This window comes from Citrobacter sp. Cpo069, from assembly GCF_030332785.1.
GTDB classification, from domain to species: Bacteria; Pseudomonadota; Gammaproteobacteria; order Enterobacterales; family Enterobacteriaceae; genus Citrobacter; species Citrobacter portucalensis.
Genome location: NZ_JAOWHD010000044.1, coordinates 117,242 through 133,896 on the forward strand (window position 1 = coordinate 117,242; position 16,655 = coordinate 133,896).

At 49.1% G+C, this 16,655-nt stretch carries 13 protein-coding genes, 1 tRNA gene, 3 pseudogenes and 1 other annotated feature; of the genes and pseudogenes, 13 read left to right on the forward strand and 4 right to left on the reverse strand.

All coding sequences use genetic code 11. The features are described from left to right. Positions 1–398 precede the first annotated feature (398 nt). The 3 genes from OGY08_RS07870 to OGY08_RS07880 all read left to right on the forward strand — a co-directional run bounded on the left by OGY08_RS07870 (position 399) and on the right by OGY08_RS07880 (position 2,653). Entirely contained in the window at positions 399–1,106 is a 708-nt protein-coding gene (locus OGY08_RS07870; protein WP_125363305.1) for a DUF554 domain-containing protein, read from the forward strand. Positions 1,107–1,211: 105 nt separating this feature from the next. Further along, positions 1,212–1,287, forward strand: a tRNA-Phe gene (locus OGY08_RS07875). A 175-nt stretch (positions 1,288–1,462) separates the two neighbouring features. After that, positions 1,463–2,653 carry a tyrosine-type recombinase/integrase gene (locus tag OGY08_RS07880; RefSeq protein WP_016154414.1) on the forward strand — a complete coding sequence of 397 codons (1,191 nt, stop codon included), beginning with the start codon at positions 1,463–1,465 and terminating at the stop codon, positions 2,651–2,653. A 43-nt stretch (positions 2,654–2,696) separates the two neighbouring features. Here OGY08_RS07880 and OGY08_RS07885 read toward each other — a convergent pair whose 3' ends face one another. After that, positions 2,697–2,912 (reverse strand): DeoR family transcriptional regulator, encoded by a 216-nt coding sequence (locus tag OGY08_RS07885; RefSeq protein WP_223822565.1) that lies wholly within the window; start codon positions 2,910–2,912, stop codon positions 2,697–2,699. 142 nt (positions 2,913–3,054) lie between these two features. On the opposite strand from OGY08_RS07885, the gene OGY08_RS07890 reads away from it, so the two are divergent. The 4 genes from OGY08_RS07890 to OGY08_RS07905 all read left to right on the forward strand — a co-directional run bounded on the left by OGY08_RS07890 (position 3,055) and on the right by OGY08_RS07905 (position 8,311). Beyond that, on the forward strand, positions 3,055–4,077 hold the full coding sequence (locus OGY08_RS07890) for an IS110 family RNA-guided transposase (protein ID WP_016154415.1): 1,023 nt from the start codon (positions 3,055–3,057) through the stop codon (positions 4,075–4,077). 567 nt (positions 4,078–4,644) lie between these two features. Beyond that, entirely contained in the window at positions 4,645–5,868 is a 1,224-nt protein-coding gene (locus OGY08_RS07895) for an ABC-three component system protein (protein ID WP_016154416.1), read from the forward strand. Continuing rightward, positions 5,865–6,353 (forward strand): three component ABC system middle component, encoded by a 489-nt coding sequence (locus OGY08_RS07900; RefSeq protein WP_016154417.1) that lies wholly within the window; start codon positions 5,865–5,867, stop codon positions 6,351–6,353. Before OGY08_RS07895 ends, OGY08_RS07900 begins: the two co-directional genes overlap by 4 nt. Continuing rightward, entirely contained in the window at positions 6,350–8,311 is a 1,962-nt protein-coding gene (locus OGY08_RS07905) for a DUF3732 domain-containing protein (protein WP_016154418.1), read from the forward strand. The genes OGY08_RS07900 and OGY08_RS07905 overlap by 4 nt, the downstream gene beginning before the upstream one ends. A gap of 177 nt (positions 8,312–8,488) precedes the next feature. On the opposite strand, the pseudogene OGY08_RS07910 reads toward OGY08_RS07905, so the two are convergent. Further along, a pseudogene (locus tag OGY08_RS07910) lies at positions 8,489–8,716 on the reverse strand (transposase domain-containing protein); the annotation flags it as partial. A gap of 46 nt (positions 8,717–8,762) precedes the next feature. Beyond that, a protein-coding gene (locus OGY08_RS07915) for an IS3 family transposase (RefSeq protein WP_162838707.1) occupies positions 8,763–10,003 on the reverse strand; the annotation gives its coding sequence in 2 pieces (ribosomal slippage) (positions 8,763–9,688 and positions 9,688–10,003; 1,242 coding nt in all). Then, positions 9,579–9,695: a sequence feature (AL1L pseudoknot), on the reverse strand. (Overlaps the previous gene by 117 nt.) A 50-nt stretch (positions 10,004–10,053) precedes the next feature. On the opposite strand from OGY08_RS07915, the pseudogene OGY08_RS07920 reads away from it, so the two are divergent. The 5 genes and pseudogenes from OGY08_RS07920 to OGY08_RS07940 all read left to right on the forward strand — a co-directional run. Continuing rightward, positions 10,054–10,509: pseudogene (locus OGY08_RS07920) on the forward strand (IS66 family transposase); the annotation flags it as partial. A gap of 267 nt (positions 10,510–10,776) precedes the next feature. After that, positions 10,777–12,320, forward strand: a pseudogene (gene istA, locus OGY08_RS07925) (IS21 family transposase). 13 nt (positions 12,321–12,333) lie between these two features. After that, complete coding sequence (istB, locus tag OGY08_RS07930; RefSeq protein WP_269150626.1) at positions 12,334–13,074, forward strand: IS21-like element helper ATPase IstB; 741 nt, start codon at positions 12,334–12,336, stop codon at positions 13,072–13,074. A 426-nt stretch (positions 13,075–13,500) separates the two neighbouring features. Next, positions 13,501–13,713: a YdgH/BhsA/McbA family protein gene (locus OGY08_RS07935; RefSeq protein WP_016154425.1), complete on the forward strand. Its 213-nt coding sequence runs from the start codon at positions 13,501–13,503 to the stop codon at positions 13,711–13,713. Positions 13,714–14,020: 307 nt separating this feature from the next. After that, positions 14,021–14,212 carry a hypothetical protein gene (locus OGY08_RS07940; RefSeq protein WP_045890344.1) on the forward strand — a complete coding sequence of 64 codons (192 nt, stop codon included), beginning with the start codon at positions 14,021–14,023 and terminating at the stop codon, positions 14,210–14,212. Between the two features lie 172 nt (positions 14,213–14,384). On the opposite strand, the gene OGY08_RS07945 is transcribed toward OGY08_RS07940, so the two are convergent. Next, positions 14,385–14,741 carry an IS4/Tn5 family transposase DNA-binding protein gene (locus tag OGY08_RS07945; protein WP_016154428.1) on the reverse strand — a complete coding sequence of 119 codons (357 nt, stop codon included), beginning with the start codon at positions 14,739–14,741 and terminating at the stop codon, positions 14,385–14,387. A gap of 381 nt (positions 14,742–15,122) precedes the next feature. On the opposite strand from OGY08_RS07945, the gene OGY08_RS07950 reads away from it, so the two are divergent. Further along, entirely contained in the window at positions 15,123–16,490 is a 1,368-nt protein-coding gene (locus OGY08_RS07950; protein ID WP_016154429.1) for an OprD family outer membrane porin, read from the forward strand. Positions 16,491–16,655 lie beyond the last annotated feature (165 nt).

The window sequence follows — 16,655 nt, forward strand, 5'->3', positions numbered from 1 at the left end:
CAGGTCAAACTGGTTACCAGCCCCGACCGCCAGACATCAGTAAAAGCAGATAGCCTCTGATTTTACTGTTATCCTGCAGTGAGCGTGCGCTGCCCTCACCGCATGGTGGGAGCGTAAAGATAAGTCGCAGGAAGGGGCAAACGTCGCGCAAAAAGGCGATGTTGAAGGCGATGTAGGGGGAGTAATATCATCCCAGGCAGCCCCATTCAGACAGGAGAAAATTCGCGCAATCATGGCACCTTTCACTTTCAGGCGCAAGATAAAATCCGGAGCCTGAACCTCACAGATAAACAAGCAATCCGCCTGTCAATCGCGGCATAATAATGCAATCTGAAAACATATTTTACCCAGAGAATTGCCTTTAGCATCAAGACGATAATGGGTATGCAGGAGCAAACGTGGTAATTGGACCCTTTATTAATGCTGGCGCCATTTTATTTGGTGGTGTTCTCGGCGCACTACTCAGCCAGCATTTACCGGAACGCATTCGTGCCTCCATGATCTCCATATTCGGATTGTGCTCTTTGGGAATTGGTATTTTGCTGGTTATTAAATGCGCTAACCTACCGGTGATGGTCCTGGCTACGTTGGTCGGTGCATTAATTGGTGAGTTCTGTTATCTGGAAAAAGGGATCAATACCGCGGTTGCCAAAGCGCAGCAGCTTTTCACCCGGTCGGATGCCAACACCACGCACGAATCCTTCATCCAGAGCTATGTGGCCATCATCGTGCTATTTTGCGCCAGTGGTACCGGGATCTTCGGGGCGATACATGAAGGGATGACCGGCGATCCGAATATTTTAATCGCCAAGTCGTTTCTTGATTTCTTCACGGCCATCATTTTTGCCTGTTCATTAGGTATCGCGGTATCGGCAATTTGTGTACCAATGCTGGCAATCCAGTTAACGCTTGCCACCTGCGCGGCAATGATTTTGCCCCTAACGACGCCAGCCATGATGGCCGATTTCAGCGCCGTAGGTGGGCTACTGTTGTTGGCAACCGGTTTACGTATTTGTGGAATCAAAATGTTTGCGGTTGTGAATATGCTTCCTGCCCTTCTGCTGGCAATGCCGCTTTCTGCCGCGTGGACGGCATTTTTTGCCTGAGAATGCGTGCAATAGCAACAATGTGGTGATAGATTGTGCAGTCTGCGTTGATTTGAAGAAATTTCGTTGACGAAACGAAGCGAATCGGTTTTAATGCGCCTCGTTGCCCGGATAGCTCAGTCGGTAGAGCAGGGGATTGAAAATCCCCGTGTCCTTGGTTCGATTCCGAGTCCGGGCACCACTTTCACTTCAATGTACGTCTCCCAAACATCACAAAACTCAAGTATAATCACTGCTATACGCCACTTTCCAACATTACGAACTCCACTGACCTCAACTCGATTCTCTCTAAATCAAGTTGCATCCGGGGGCTTTTCAGGGGGCTCTTTGTGTTCAATGAAAATTGAGGCCCCCATATGGCACTGACAGCCCGGCAGGTCGAGACCGCCAAGCCTAAAGAGAAGGACTATAAACTCTCTGACGAACGTGGCCTTTTTCTCCTGGTAACCACCACCGGAAAACGCTACTGGCGTATGAAATACCGTATCGCCGGTAAAGAGAAAAAGTTATCTATCGGTGTTTATCCTGAAATCTCTCTGGCTGACGCGCGTGTAAAACGCGATGAAGCCAGAAAAGTGATTGCTGATGGCGGCGATCCGAGTGAGAAAAAGCAGCTCGAAAAACTCGCCAAAAAAATATCCGTCGTAAATACCTTCAGGGCACTCGCCATGGAGTGGCATAAGCATAAGTGTATCTCATGGTCGGAAAGCTACGCAGAAAGCGTTCAGGAGGCGCTGGAGAAGGATATTTTCCCGTATGTGGGCAAACGCCCTGTCGCTGAGATCCTGCCTCTGGAGATGCTGGAAGTTTTACGGCTGATTGAAAAACGCGGTTCGCTGGAAAAATTACGTAAGGTCCGGCAGTACTGCAATCAGATCTTCCGTTACGCCATAGCAACAGGGCGTGCGACGATTAATCCAGCTGCGGAACTGACCGGTACTCTGACCGCACCAAAGACCGAGCACTTCCCTCACCTACAGGCATCCGAGTTACCCGCGTTCCTTGCCAGTCTGGCTAATTACCATGGCAGTTGCATTACGCGTATGGCAACCAGTCTGCTGCTACTGACGGGGGTTCGTACGATTGAACTTCGCGCTGCAGAATGGCAAGAGTTTGATCTGGAGAATGCATTGTGGACAATCCCCGAAAGCCGGATGAAAAAGCGCCGCAAACATCTGGTGCCTTTGTCAGACCAGGTTCTGTCGATCCTGCTGGAACTCCGCACTTATACCGGTCAGTATCAACTCGTGTTTCCAGGGCGCTGCAACATCAACAAACCGATGAGTGAAGCCAGTATCAACATGGTTATCAAACGTATCGGCTACGATGGTAAAGCTACCGGACACGGCTTTCGCCACACTATGAGCACCATTTTGCATGAGCAGGGGTTTAATACAGTCTGGATCGAGATGCAGCTCGCTCACGTGGATAAAAACAGCATTCGCGGCACATATAACCATGCACAGTATCTGGATGGAAGACGAGAAATGATGCAGTGGTACGCTGATTATATTGACAATCTTCTCAGTTCATCGACAAAAAGTTAGTGGTTGTTCACCCGCACCTGAAGGTGCGGGGAACGTAATTCTTTTATTTTTTGTTTGTTCTATAACCTTCTGGCATATTTACCGCGCTGTATGGACTTAAACGTGAAGCGATCCAGTACTGCTTTCCCTGTCGGAGCAAGTTCAGGTAAGCAAGACGTTCGGTCAGATCACGCCGTATTGTTTTTTCGCAAATGCTAAATTCGTCAGCAAGGCTCCTGACGGTCAGTGACTCGCCATTGTTGAGGCGGGTTGACCTGATCCCCGTTGATTAATACACCGCGATGTTTGTAATGTCTTCATCAGCAACGTAAGCGATGAGATGGTCTACCCCCTCCTTCACGGCGACTCTCAATACCGTCATGATGGTGGTAATTCAATCAGCGTTGAAAGGGTGAGAAACCATGTCAAGGCTGAACATTATTGGAATTGATCTTGCGAAAACAAATTTTTATCTTTTCAGCCTTTCACCGGAAGGGAAGCCTGGTGGAAGGATTAAGCTCTCTCGTGAAAAGTTGATTGGCTGGTTTACGACACAGTCCAGGATGATTGTCGCCATGGAGGCATGTGGTGCTTCTCATCACTGGGCCAGAGAAATTCAAAAGACGGGGCATGATGTTGTGATGCTACCCGCTCAGCACGTCAGGGCTTATCAGCGTCGCCAGAAAAACGACTATAACGATGCTCAGGCCATTGCCGAAGCCTGCTGGCACGGAACAATTCGCCCAGTTCCGGTAAAAACGCTATCTCAGCAGGATGAACAAACCTTTTTAAAAATGCGACGACTTGTTTCTGAAGAAAGAACGCAGTTAATCAACCATATCAGAGGGTTAATGGCAGAGTATGGTATTGTTTTGCGTAAAGGCGCAACTGAGCTTCGACGTAAATTACCCGAGTTGCTTGAAGATGCAGAGAATGGATTTACGCCCCAGATGCGTGAACTGTTACAACGGCAATATCAGCGGCTGGCGGCTCTGGATGATGAACTCATATGGTATGACAACCGACAGCGAAAAAATGCCGCCGGGGATTCAGTATGCCAGCGCCTACTTTCTATTCCGGGTTTTGGTCCACTGGTTAGTCTGGCAGTGAAAAGCTGGATGGGTGATGGAAAACAGTTTAAAAGAGGTCGGGATGCTTCAGCGGCTCTTGGGTTGGTTCCACGACAATTCAGCACAGGGGGGCAACAGGTTCTTCTGGGGATCACCAAATGTGGAAACAGCTACGTCAGATCAATGCTGATACATGGTGCCCGAGCTGTTTTGTTCAGATCCGCAGGCAAAACGGATCAACTTAGCTCATGGGTTAACCTGGTCCGGGAGAAACGAGGATTTAACAGGGCAGTCGTCGCCCTGGCAAATAAGTTAATTCGTATTGTCTGGGTTATTATCACTCGTAATGAAGTTTACCGGGTTTCGGTAGCATGAAATAAGAAGTTGAAACAGGGTAATTTATACCGTTAACTCCAGCATTGCGTAGAAAGCAGAAACGATGAAAAACAGGTCAAACCTGCATATCGAAAACCTGGGATCGGGGCTTGGCCAGAATTAATCAAGGCCGTGTAAGCGTTAAGGACGATATGCGCGAATGTTTCATCAAGGCCAGAAGCAGTAGCTTCATCAACAGGCCGAATATACGAAAGCAAACCTGTTACTTTCATTGTCACTGCGTTCTTGCAATACGGGGGAAGACCATATAGGTCCCCCTATTAAGAAGCGTTTTTACAACAAAAACCTTCACATGACCGAACGCCGTTTTCCATTCAGGTTACAAAGTGCCTCATCAGCACGATAAACCTCGGCACGGAAGGCTATTCACTTCACATTTAGCATTCTCAAGTACTTACTTTTTCTATTCACGCAGGAAACACAGTGGTATTGTTTTAAGCTAATATCGATGATGTGATACGTACCACCAAACATTGGATGGTAACTTGTTGCTTTCATGAGCCATTTTCCGTACAGCTGAAAGCGCAATCGACGCAGGGACTTAAAATGACCGGAGTATCTAGCGATCAATACGCTGCTGGTGAACAGGGCTTAGGGTATATCTATCAGCCTCGTTTTGCGCTACTTAAGCTTCTTCAGTGGCCAGAAGATACATCTGTTTTGATCGAAAAAGATGATGACCTAGACTTCGTTAGTTTTGATGGTGTCAAAACACTGGCATCGCTCAAACACAAAGGGGATGGGGATACTCTAACCGACCTGTCTACCGATTTTTGGAAGTCAGTCCGCATCTGGCTTGACCGCTATAATCGTGATGGTAAAACCGAAGCAAATCTTCGTTTCTTTTTGTTTACGACCGGATCTATCTCAAACTCCTCGTTCCTGCAACACTTCTTAGTCGAACCGCCAACAAAAGACGATAATTCAGTATCAATAACTCAACTCACCAACACAGCTCTGGCTAGAAGCAAGTCAAAACTGATCACGGCAATAGCCGATGAGTTCAATAAACTGACTGATGAGCAAAAAGATGACTTCTTATCACGGATAATCATATTTGATGGCGGGCCTCGCATTGAAGACCTCCCAACAATTATCAAAAATCAACACATGCGTATCATTAGACGCGATAACCGAGACGCTATTTTTGAACGACTTGAAGGGTGGTGGAATAACACGATAGTCGATCTGCTAACAGGGAAACGTAAAGAGGCGATTTTTGGTTATGAGATTTCCGACAAACTTGCAGCATTTTCTGAAGAGTACAAATCGGACAATCTGCCGATTACGTTCAGAGGAAAAATTCCCGTTGGAGAAATCGATGCGATGAATGATCCCAGGCTCTTTGTTGTGCAACTCCGTGAAATAGGGGTTTCCTCTAATCGTATCCGAAACGCTATTCTCGACTACTACCGAGCATTTGAGCAGCGTTCTTCATGGGCGCGTGAAAACCTTTTGGTAACAGGAGAGATGGAAGATTATGAAGACCGCCTTGTTGATGAATGGAGTCGCTATAAAGACGTAGTTTTTGAAGAATTAGATGAAAATTCAGCTGACGAAGTACTTATTACTGCGGGAAAAGCATTGTATCAATGGGCCGATCTTGAAAGTGGTAATATTCACTCATTGCGAATCCGAGAACGAGTGACTGAGCCTTATGTAGTTCGAGGAGGATTTCACATCCTTGCGAACAGTAGACCACTACCCAAAATTTTCTGGCATCCCCACTTCCTAAATAGAATTGGGCAATTGTTGGGAGCCCAAGCATGAAGCAATGGGATCAGCGTCCATTCGAGATAAGGAATCTTTTCAATCCTGCATTTTGTGGTGTTGTACTATTCAGAGCAATGCAGAGCTACGAAGAGGAAAACTCACAGGGCATGCCATTTTCTCTCGCTCTTTTAGTTTTACCATTATGTCTGCAAAAAGATTCTCGCCAAGTGTTTGCTGAAAATCCTCGCCGCTACCTTTTGAAAACTATAGAAAACAATCCCAAATTACTCATTAATTTTGCTAACCGCGTCAATAATATGCTGCCATTTACGCTTGAAGCTTTTGGAGTGCTCATGGAACGAGGATGTTTTGTCGTAACGCAAGACGGCCGATTGAAAACAATACCTAATAAAGTTCGCAAATCGGTCATAGGGACTGAAGAATCAATCTCATGCCAGCGTGTCGCGCGCTATATAGGAAAAGAATTTGCCCGTATTGCAGATCGCGTTACGGTGTACACGACCTTTGGAATACGCCCATGAAAATTAAGTCGATTCATGTCTACAGCCATGATGGCCAACGTCGGGACCTGCAATTTAAGGTTAATGGTTTAAATGTCATTACTGGCCGTTCCTCAACCGGTAAATCAGCTCTTTCTGAGATCATTGAATACTGTATGGGTCGATCTACTTTTAACGTACCAGAAGGTATTATTCGCGATAAAGTGTCATGGTTCGCAGTCATTTATCAATTTTCACAGGAACAAGTACTAATCGCGAAACCAACACCAAATGCAGGAGCCACAAGCTGTGGCACCGTTATGCTGCGACGAGGAAATGAACTGACCGCACCAAATTTCAAAGACCTCTCGGTTAACACCGATGATGATTCTGTAGTCGCACTGTTGTCACGATTACTTGGCATCCGCGAGAACCGTACAGACGTGGCAATTGGGCACAGCAGAGAAAGCTTTGAAGCAAACATCAAGCATACTTTTTATTACCTTTTCCAAAAGCAGGGCCTTGTAGCAAATAAAGATCAACTTTTTTATCGACAAAATGAGGCATTTCAGCCACAAGCTATTCGCGACACATTACCGATTCTTTTAGGTATTTCATCAAATGATCGCTATGAACTTGAGGCCAAACTCCGAACAGCACAACGAGATCTGAAAATCAACGCCAAACGTCTTGAACAAGCTCGCGATACAATCGATACATCACTGCTAAAAGGTTCTGGGCTTTTATCTGAAGCCAGAGCCGTGGGTATCATCACACAAGACAAAGAGAGAATCGGAACTGACGAAGTAATTGATGTTTTGCGTTCTGCAATGCAATGGATTCCGTCCCCCCTACCTGAAGACGATGGACATAGAATATCCATTCTTGAAAATGAAATTGCTGGTTTACGACAAGACAGACGTCAGACCCAGTCCCGAATTGATTCTGCTCGGATGTATGCCAAGCAATCAGGTAATTTTGAAAACGAAGTTTTAGAGCAGCAAGACCGATTATCTTCTATCAAGGCTCTACCGAAAAATCCGGAAACTGGTGAATGGCAATGGCCATTCTGTGAAGCAAATTTAGCACTGGAATCTCCAATTGCTAAAGCACTCCTGAGCGAACTAACAACTCTCGACGCTGAAATGAGCATTGTGGCTGGCCAACGCCCTAAAATGGATGTTTATCTTACTGAACTAGAAGATGAGGTTCAGACCATTGTAAGTTCGATAAGAGCCAAAGAAGTGGAGCTTGCTGCGGCAATCGCGGCAAACGAAGTTATTGAGCAATTAGGCACACGCAATAATGCTGCGGCAAGAGTAATTGGTCGTATAAGTTTGTTCCTTGAAGACCTTGTACCTAACTCAGAACTGGCCACATATGAAGCAGAAAATCGTCGTCTAAAGCTCAAAGTCGAAGACCTACAAAGGAAATTTGGAGCTGATAGCAGCCATGAAAGACTCATATCTATTCTGAATAACATTTCGTCACAGATTACACGCTACATCCAGGCTTTTGATGCAGAATTTCAGGGGCTCCCTGCACGGTTTGATCTAAGCCAAATGACTATTATCTTTGATCGTACAGATCGTCCGGTACCAATGAGTCGAACTGGCGGTGGCGAAAATCATCTCGCTTATCACCTGTCTGCCTTGTTAGCCCTTCATCTCTTTGCTTCAAAGAACAATTGCCCCATTCCTCAGTTTCTTTTAATTGATCAGCCTACCCAAGTTTATTTCCCTTCTGAAAAAATTTACCAGGAAGCTGATGGTACTGTTCAGAAAACGGAAGCTGATGCTGACTTAGCAGCAGTACGTAGACTGTTTGCGTTACTGCTGAAGTTTACACAAGAAGAAGTCCCAGGCTTCCAGCTTATCGTGACAGAGCACGCAAATCTTCGCGACCAGTGGTTCCAGGATGCTTTAACCGAGCTTCCCTGGACCAAGCCCCCTGCCCTGGTACCAGAAGACTGGCCTTTACCGTCAGAATTACCAAATTAAGCACGAGTTTTGAAAATCCCCGCATCTTTGGTTCGATTGCGAGTCTTGCACCAAATTCATATCAACGGACCTCCATGGTGGTCCGTTTTTGCATTCTAAGCCCGCCGAAATCAACACTTCTACAATACCTTAACTCCGCCTGACCGTAAGCGCACCGTGAAGGACGTGGGGTAAAAATTAGTTTACAGAGAGGGTGACGTTCCAGGGCAGCAGTTCTTTCACGCGGTTGGCGGGCCAGGTGTTGATGACGCTGATCACATGGCGCAGCCAGGCTTCCGGCTCGATGCCGTTAAGTTTGCAGCTACCGATCAGGCTGTACATCACTGCCGCACTGTCACCACCACCATCAGAGCCGAAGAACATGTAGTTACGGCGCCCCAGCGCAACCACCCGGAGGGCGTTTTCATACTGAACCGCCCCGGTTTTCCTGGAGAGAGTTAAGTTCGGAAGTTCAGGCTGCCAGAACCTTGTTCCCGATGGAAGCGTAATACGCTTTTTCTGCCTCTATCGGAGGGATGTGACCAAGTCGTTCCAGCAACCGACGATTGTTGTACCAGTCCCCCCATGCCAGCGTAGCCAGTTCCACTTCTGAGCGCTTCTTCCAGGCCTGACGGTGGATGACCTCCGCTTTGTACAGACCGTTGATACTCTCCGCCATCGCGTTATCATACGAGTCACCGGTACTCCCCGTGGAAGCCAGCAGCTCTGCATCCTGCAACCGCTGCGTGTAGGCCAGCGAGACATACTGAGAGCCTTTGTCGCTGTGATGGATGGTGCCCGAAGGTCGCCGTGACCACAGTGCCTGTTCCAGCGCATCCAGGACGAACGACGTTTCCATCGATGATGAGACCCGCCAGCCCACGATGACGCCAGCGAACACGTCGATAATGAACGCCACATAGGCGAAGCCCTGCCAGGTGATGACGTAGGTAAAATCTGCACACCAAAGCTGGTTGGGACATTCCGCTACGAACTGGCGGTTTACCCTGTCCTGTGCTGCGGTATCTCTGCGACTGGTTGTGGTGCGGACTTTTTTGCCCTGGAGCACGCCTGCGAGCCCCATCAGTTTCATCAACCGTACCACTGTACATCTGGCCACGCCGATGCCCTCCCGCTGTAACTGACGCCAGACCTTGCGGGCTCCATAGACGCCATAGTTATCGTCGTACACCCGCTGTATCTGCACCTTCAGAAGCGCATCACGCTGCGAGCGCAGGCTGTGTTTTTCCGGCGATTGCTGACGTTGCTGATGCCAGTAATATGTCGACGGGGCAATATCCAGCTCGCGGCATACCGGCCCGACCCCGTGGGCACCACTCAGACGTTCGAGCAGTGGCATTATTTTTTCCAGTGGCGGTCGAGCTCCGCCTGAGCAAAATAGGCTGATGCCTGACGCAGAATATCATTGCTGCGACGCAACTCCCGGTTTTCCCTCTCCAGCTCTTTTAAACGTTGACGTTCGTTACTGGTCAGCTCGCCATCACCAGTCCTGACGGGGCTGATACCACCGCGTAAGTCATTTCTGTGCTGGCGTAGCCAGCCTTTCAGGGTATCGTAATGACAACCAATTTTTGACGATATGGCACGGATAGCATCCGGTTCAGAGTCATATTCATCAAGATGCTCAATGAGCATTCTGACAGCGCGCTCACGTAATTCCGGCGGGTAACGATTAGCTGATTTTGATTTCATCAGGGATCTCCTTTTACTGAGAGTTTAGTCTCCAGGATTCCCGGGGCGGTTCAATCGAAGAAGCAATACGGGGCCTCCCTGCAACTGAGCGGCTGGCAGCCAGGCAGTCCCGAAGTAAGCCGCTGCTGATATCCCTGCATGACTGGTTAGTGGAGAAAAGCGCCACTCTGTCGAAAAAATCCCGTCTGGGCGAAGCGTTCGCTTATGCCCTGAACCAGTGGGATGCGCTGTGCTACTACTGTGATGATGGCCTGGCAGAGCCTGATAACAACACAGCCGAACGAGCCCTTCGTGCCGTCTGTCTTGGGAAAAAGAATTTTATCTTCTTCGGCAGCGACCACGGCGGTGAGCGCGGAGCCCTGCTGTATGGTCTTATCGGAACATGCAGGCTCAATGGTATCGATCCGGAGGCCTACCTTCGCCATATCCTGAGCGTACTGCCGGAATGGCCCAGCAACAAAGTGGCGGAACTGCTGCCATGGAACGTGGTTCTTACCGATAAATAACCGTCAATACGGCGCTCGTTTAACGCTTACACATTCCGGCGGTGATCGCGTTGCGTATTCTGGCGGAACGTGAACGCTATTTCTGGTTTTGCGTGAACGCGTATTCCGGCGGAAAATACCCCGATTTTGCACCATGACCAGAATCACTGTTCATTTTGCCAGAATCGGTGTTCACCCGACCGGAATTGCCGTTCACGTTGCCAGAATCATTCTTAACGCATTGATTTTTGATGCTATATCTATCCCTTTTATTCCAGGGTGTGATATATGCCAAACAAGAGAATCGCAATGCATAAAATCCATGAAATTTTAAGGCTGCGTTTTGAAGTCGGCCTGTCCTTCCGCCAGATAAGCCAGTGCGCAGATGTCAGCACGGGTGCCATCCAGAAAATGCTCAAACGACTTGAAGCCGCTGGGATCTCCTGGCCACTTCCGGAAGGAATGTCAGAGCCCCTACTTGCCAGTCTGCTTTATCCTGAGTCTGACAGTCGTCCTGGCGCGCTGGAGGATCCCGACTGGGCTGAAATCCATATGGAGCTGCGTAAAAAGGCGTCACCCGCCACCTGCTGTGGGAGGAATACTGCCAGAGGATGCCGGTTCGGGCGTACAGCTACTCGCAGTTCTGCTGCCGCTACCAGACCTGGTGCCAGTCACAGAAACGCTCCATGCGCCAGCAGCATCTTGCCGGTGAAAAATGCTTTATCGACTATTGTGGACCCACAGTGTCGGTTATCTCACCTGAGACGGGTGAATGCCGGCAGGCCCAGATCTTCGTGGCGGTGCTGGGCGCATCAAACTACACCTTCGCGGAGGCTACCTATACGCAGTCGCTGTCAGACTGGCTTCTCAGCCACGTCAGGATGCTGGAGTTCTTCGGTGGAGTCCCCGAAATCCTGGTTCCGGATAACCTGAAAAGCGGGGTTAGCAAAGCCAGTCGTTACGATCCCGAACTGAATCCCTCCTATCAGCAGCTGGCTGAGCATTATCAGGTTGCGGTGATACCTGCCCGCCCCAGAAAACCCAGAGACAAGCCGAAGGCGGAAGTTGGCGTTCAGATCGTCGAACGCTGGATCCTGGCCCGGCTCCGTCACCAGGTCTTCTTCTCGCTTGCTGAGCTGAACCACTGTATCCGTACGCTGGTAACCGGGCTCAACGAACGTCCCTTCAAAAAACTGCCGGGCAATCGCCGTGAGGCCTTCGAAAGGCTGGACAAAACTGTGCTCAGGCCATTACCGGTGCAGCAGTGGCGCTACCGGCACATCAAAAAAGCGAAGGTGAATATCGATTATCACGTGGAATATGAACAGCATCACTACTCAGTCCCCCATCAGCACGTCGGTAAAACGGTGGAGCTTCATGCCTTCGACAACCTGCTTGAAGTCTGGTCTGACGGGCAGATGATCGCCAGTCACCCGCGGCGTCTTCATCCGGGCAACAGTACGGCAGCAGAACATATGCCGGAGCGCCATCGTCATCATCAGCAGTGGACGCCAGAGCGGCTGAAAAGCTGGGCGGCCGGTGTGGGCTCCGACACCTTCACGTGGGTCAGCGAGCGTCTGGCTGAAAAAGCGCATCCGGAACAGGCCTATCGCCTGTGTCTGGGGCTGCTGAGCCTGACGCGTGAATATCCTTCTGAGCGCGTCAATAACAGCTGTCGGCTGGCCAATGCAGAGGGGTTAACCCGGCTGAAGCAGATAAAGTCGATCCTGAAGAATAACCGCGACCTGGTTCCGGCGGACAAAGATCTGCACCCGTCCCGGGAGCTTCCTCAGGAACATGAAAACATCCGTGGCCCACGCCACTTCCACTGAAACAAGGGATCCGATAATGCCACATACGCTGATGAAACAGCTGACAGAAATGAAACTGACGGGAATGGCGGCCGCGCTGTCCTCACAGATGGAGCAACCCGGCACTTACGAAGAGCTCTCCTTCAGGGAAAGACTGGCGTTGCTGGTCACGCGCGAATCACTCGAAAGGGATCAGCGTAAACAGAAACGTCTGCTACAAAAAGCCCGCCTGAGGCTTGAAGCCTCGGTCCAGGACATCGACTACCAGCCAGCGAGAAACCTGGAACGTTCTCGGATCGCTCAGCTAAGCCAGAACGAATGGGTGGTCAGGGGGCAGAACCTGCTGATAACCGGCCCCTGCGGTTGCGGCAAAACCTATGTGGGCTGCGCCCTTGGCAACAACGCCTGCCAGCAGGGTTACAGCGTACAGTACTGGAGACTGAACCGGTTGCTGGTTGAACTGACGCACAGCCGCGCAGACGGTAGTTACCGAAAGCAGCTGGCTCAGCTGTCAAAAACGCAGCTGCTTATCCTGGATGACTGGGGCCTTGAGCCGTTGCTGCCAGCGCAGCGTAACGATCTGCTGGAACTGATGGATGACAGATACGGAAAGAACGCCACGGTGATGATAAGCCAGCTGCCAACGGATGAGTGGTATGGCTGCGTTGGCGATAACACGCTGGCAGACGCGATCCTTGATCGTCTGATGCATAACTCCCACCGGCTGGAAATGAAGGGTGAGTCGATGAGAAAACGACTGGCACAGGTTGACTGAAAGTGAACGGTCGGTGTAATAAAAAGAAGTTAGGGCGCGTTAGGGAATAACGCGTTCACGTTCCTCCGGAATAACCGTTCAACTTCGCCAGAATACGCACGCGTACTTAATCAGTAGCCGTAACATCATAAACCCTCACTAATCCTGTAAGTTAACTTGCCCTGCACCGACCTATCTCCCCAGCGCAATCCCGGTTTCGCGGTGTCTGTTACGGCCGTATTTTCTCATTTCTCGTCAGCCACAGTGAGGCTCTTTCAAGAGCTGGGTTGTATGAAAACGACAAAAACACAGCCGACAATAATTTACAAAATAACTTGTTGACCCTGTATTTACTACAGGGTTTTTAATACACATCAACAGGTGAGACGGCGATGACGCCGGTATCACCAGATGACCAGATGACCAGATAACCCAAGGAATATGACCATGAAAAACATCAAACTGCTTGCTGCTGCCGGTATGCTCTCCGTAGTTTCTTTCTCCGGCTTCGCCCAGTCCGTCAGCGTTACTGCTGACACCCTGAACAACGCGGAAGCGAAAATTGCCGCTATCGCCCAGGAATCCGGTGCTTCGTCCTACCGCATCACCAGTGCAGACCAGAAAAACGTTGCCCGCGTGACTGCAGTACTTGATAAGTAATCCGGGACGGTATTACCCTGAACCTGAGCAGTAAACGCGTGAGATGGTCGCAGAGGGAACTGCCGGACTGACTGCCACTATAGTGGGGGTCACCTCCGGTTCCGCCGGCGACCTCACATGCGGACACACCCTCCAGGACAACCCTATCCCTGTTGTCCGTTTTCCTTGATGACTGTTTTAGTCAGGTTACCCCCAGGTAGCCTTTTTTTTTGTCCTTATCCCACCAGAAAAAACAGCGTAAGGGTGTTGACCCTGTATGAACCACAGGGTTTTTAATACACATTAACAGGTGAAACGGCGATATCTGATGAAGAGGAATATACAGATGAAAAAATTTAGCGTGACTGCAGTACTGATTCTGACTGGCATGCTCTCATCCGGAGCTATGGCAACCTCGTTCCTGCCGGAAACTTGCTCGGATATGGACATCTCTGTCCGGACAGACTATGTCAACCATGAAGACGTGAGCCACGTCTTTGACTGTCAGCCAGTGATCTGATGTAAAAAAACGGTCGGATTAATTTTCCTTTTAAGTGCGTTAGTGCCTTTGAATTTTTTTCGGGTCCAGAACTTCACCGCGGTCAGACCCAGCGGGAGCCCTGATGTCGTCACTGCCAGGCTCGAATGCATCAGGATCCCACAATTGACACCTGCATCATTCCCCATCTTGATTAGGTGTGATTGCCTGCAAATCCTACTGCATCAGGGTTATCCCGGTGGTAGCCAAATGTTGTGGTGTCCTGAAGCAGTAGAATCTTCTCACCTTGCAGCGCATATATCCTTTGACTGGTAGCCTCGGAATGTCCCTGCAGCAGGTGCTGCTCATCAATCCTGTCACTGGAAAGGAACCGGTAAGCGGCTTTTGTTGCTGCATTATCCTGGCAGGCAAAAGGGAGGCTGTTGCCCATCCCCCGCCAGAGTTTTTGCATGAGACTTTTAAAACGACTGGCACGGCGGCGATCGCTAAAGACAGAAGAATTAATTTCCTCATCGAGCCATGAAAGCGAAGTCTGTTCCTGATTAATCATTCAACCATCCCTGAAAGTAATTTAGCTGATTATCATAATGATTACCTTAATATAATTGTGGGTAGTTGCAAGTCTCGCTGGACGCTTACAATTAACCCAATTCGCTTGATACATCAGATTGATTCCCTCCCTGAAAACAGTGCCGGTCTAAACGGAAGTCTCCTGTCTTACAACCAGCAGAAACACGGTGCATAGGGCCAATCCATGGTATAAGCAGTCAGTCTGAAAAAAAAGTCTTGACCCTGTAGCCACTTCATGGTTTTTGATATGAACTGGATTCGTACTTAGTGCAGCGGTAAACAAATACCTCATTATTTTCTGCCATTTTCCCTTCGTGTTACCGCGTATATTGATATCAGGCAAGCTAAAGGAATTACCTGAATGAGAATAGTTACACTCGTAATATCTGCTGTAGCTTTGATGCCGGGAGTTACAGTCCCTAATGCGATAGCCGGTTTTATTGAAGACAGTAAGGCCAATCTCACACTCCGCAATTTCTATATTAATACAGATAATCGCAGTGGGGACGGGTTCAGTAAACAGGAAGAATGGGGACAGGGGTTCATCCTCAATTACGATTCAGGTTATACTGAAGGGCCAGTGGGATTCGGACTGAGCACTCTGGGGCTACTGGGCATCAGACTTGACGGAGGAGGTAAAGCAGGCTCACCGGCGTCAGGTCGGCAACCCGGTACAGTATTTCCGCTAGACAATGATGGCAGAGCGGTTCATCAGTTCGGTAGCCTGGGGGTTACCGGCAGGGCAAAAATATCTGATACGGAACTCCGTTATGGAACGCTTCAGCCCAAAAATCCCGTCGTTATATACAACGATGCCCGCCTTTTGCCCATGACATATCAGGGAGGACAAATATCATCAACAGATATCGACGATCTGAGTCTGACCGGCGGCGTTCTCACACATACAAAAGGACGTAACTCCACAGATATGCGCGGAATGTCCATTGCCGGAGCCAATGGAAGTGGTCCCACTTCACGGAGCAGTAATCGTTTTTATTTCGCCGGTGGTGACTATACTCTTATGAAAGACATGACTCTCTCATACTATTACGGTGAGCTGGATAATTTTTACAGACAAAACTATATCGGACTGGCACATAACCTGAAAATCGTTTCCGGGAACCTGAAATCAGATATTCGTATATTCATCAGCGATGCAGACGGAAAGAACGGAAGTGCTGCAGGACGGAGTGCCGGATATGTAAGTACTGGTTATTACGGAAATAATCGCACAAAGGGAGAAGTGGACAACAATGTTTATAGCGGTCAGTTGACATGGTCTTCTGGAGGTCACAGTGTGAGCAGTGGTTATCAGTGGCTGACGGGGAAAAGTGACTTTCCATATCTGAATCGTGGTGATGGAGAAGGAACAAGCACCTGGTTAATTACTGATGCACAATTGCTAAAATTCAGCAGGGCGGGGGAGCGAACCTGGCTGGCACGGTACGCCTATAATTTTGCTGATGCAGGGCTCAAAGGGCTGAATCTAAGTATCCTCTATCTGAACGCCGATAATATTGATACCGGGAATGGGCGAAAGGGGGAATGGGAACGGGATATTGCCCTGAGTTATACTATCCCCGAGGGAATACTTAACGGACTTGGCATCTCCGTAAAAAATGCCACAATGCGCAGCGCTCTGCCTGACACAAGTAGAAAAGGCTCTGCTGGACAGCGTGACCAGGATGAAACCCGGGTTACAGTCAGTTATACCCTTCCTCTTCTCTGATATAGTGTTTCCGGTCTGTTGTGCTGTTGAGCAGGACAGACCGGAATGACGTTCGCAGGCAGCAGAAGATTTATATCTGGCTGTCAGTCCGGTAGTTATTTCTGTCCCGGTTCTCCACTCAGGTCCGACTTAAAACATATCGTTTTTACTGCCATTTAAATAAAG